This is a genomic window from Dactylosporangium sp. NPDC005572 (assembly GCF_040605515.1).
Lineage (GTDB): Bacteria > Actinomycetota > Actinomycetes > Mycobacteriales > Micromonosporaceae > Dactylosporangium.
Genome location: NZ_JBEXCY010000459.1, coordinates 1 through 1,619, shown reverse-complemented (window position 1 = coordinate 1,619; position 1,619 = coordinate 1). Strand labels below are relative to the sequence as shown.

Genomic DNA, 1,619 nt, shown 5'->3' with positions numbered 1-1,619 from the left:
GTCGCGTTCGTGGCCCTCGCGGCGCCGCAGCTGGCGAAGCGGCTCACCCGCGCGTCCGGCCCCAACCTGGCGCCGGCGCTGTGCCTGGGCGCCGCGCTCATGGTCGCCGCCGACGTCGTGGGCCAGCGCGCCCTGCCCGGCCACCAGGTGCCGGTGGGCGTCGTAGCCGGCCTGCTCGGCGGCGGGTACCTCATCTGGCTGCTGGCACGGAGGAGCAAGCATGTCTGACCGACTCGGTGACAGGCTCAGTGGTCAGGGGCTCACGCTCGGCTACGACCGCCGTACCGTCGCCACCGATCTGACGGTGACCATCCCCGACCACTCGTTCACGGTCATCGTCGGCCCGAACGCGTGCGGGAAGTCGACGCTGCTGCGCGCCCTGGCCCGCACCCTGAAGCCGCGCGCCGGCAGCGTCCTGCTCGACGGCCGCGAGATCGGCACGCGCCCGGCCCGCGAGGTGGCCCGCATCCTCGGCCTGCTCGCCCAGACGTCGATCGCCCCCGACGGGATCACGGTCGCCGACCTGGTCTCCCGCGGCCGGTACCCGCACCGCGGCCCGCTGAGCCAGTGGACCCCGGCCGACGAGCGGGCGGTGCGCACCGCGATGGAGGAGACCGGCGTCGCCGACCTGAGCACCGCGTTCGTCGACGAGCTCTCCGGCGGGCAGCGGCAGCGGGTGTGGATCGCGATGGTGCTCGCGCAGGAGACGCCGCTGCTGCTGCTCGACGAGCCGACGACGTACCTCGACATCGCCCACCAGATCGACGTGCTCGAGCTGTGCGCGCGGCTGCACCGCGAGCGGGACCGCACGCTCGTCGCGGTGCTGCACGACCTCAACCTGGCCGCGCGGTACGCCACCCACATGATCGCCATGCGGGACGGGCGCGTGGTGGCCGAGGGCCCGCCGGCCGAGGTCATGACCGAGCCGGTGATCGAGGACGTGTTCGGCCTGCCGTGCCGGGTCATCCCCGACCCGGAGACCGGCACCGCCCTCGTCATCCCCCGCCGCCCGGTTGCCGCCGTCGCGACCGGGAGCGCCGCAACATGAGCCCGTCGTGACGGGGTAGAGCCGTCCCCGCTGATCTCGTCGGCGGAGGGGGGTGCACGGTGGCTGTCCGATCCGACGCGGTCGGCCGCCTGCTCACACAGGCGGTCCTGACGGCCCTGGAGGCGCCGTCGGTGCTCAACACCCAGCCGTGGCGCTGGCGCATCGACGGCGACACGGCGCAGCTGCGCGCCGACCGGACCCGGCACCTGCGGGTCATCGACCCGGACGCGCGGCTGCTGACCCTCTGCTGCGGCTCGTCGCTGCACCACGCCCGCGTCGCGCTCGCCGCCGACGGCGTCACGGCGGCGGTGCGCTACCTGCCGGACGAGGGGGATCCGGATCTCCTGGCGATGCTGCGGTACACCGGGAGGACCGAACCCTCGGATGAGGCCCAGCGGCTGCGGGCGGCGGTCGGGCGGCGGCGCTCCGACCGCCGGCCGTTCGCCGACGAGCCGGTCCCGGACGCCGTCGTCGAGCGGCTCAAGCTCGCGGCCGCCGCGGCCGGCGCGAACCTCCACGTGGCCCGCCCGCAGGATCTGGCGACGCTCGCGGCGGCGGCCGGCCACGCGGC

Annotated in this window: 2 protein-coding genes and 1 pseudogene; all 3 read left to right on the top strand. The window is 75.5% G+C overall.

The window, feature by feature from the left end:
* A partial coding sequence (locus ABZS66_RS61630) for an iron chelate uptake ABC transporter family permease subunit (protein WP_354774268.1) occupies positions 1-228 on the top strand: 228 nt, incomplete at its 5' end.
* Positions 221-1,048, top strand: coding sequence for an ABC transporter ATP-binding protein (locus ABZS66_RS61625; protein WP_354774266.1), 828 nt, complete (start codon positions 221-223; stop codon positions 1,046-1,048). The genes ABZS66_RS61630 and ABZS66_RS61625, both read left to right, overlap by 8 nt.
* Positions 1,049-1,107: 59 nt before the next feature.
* A pseudogene (locus tag ABZS66_RS61620) lies at positions 1,108-1,619 on the top strand (nitroreductase); the annotation flags it as partial.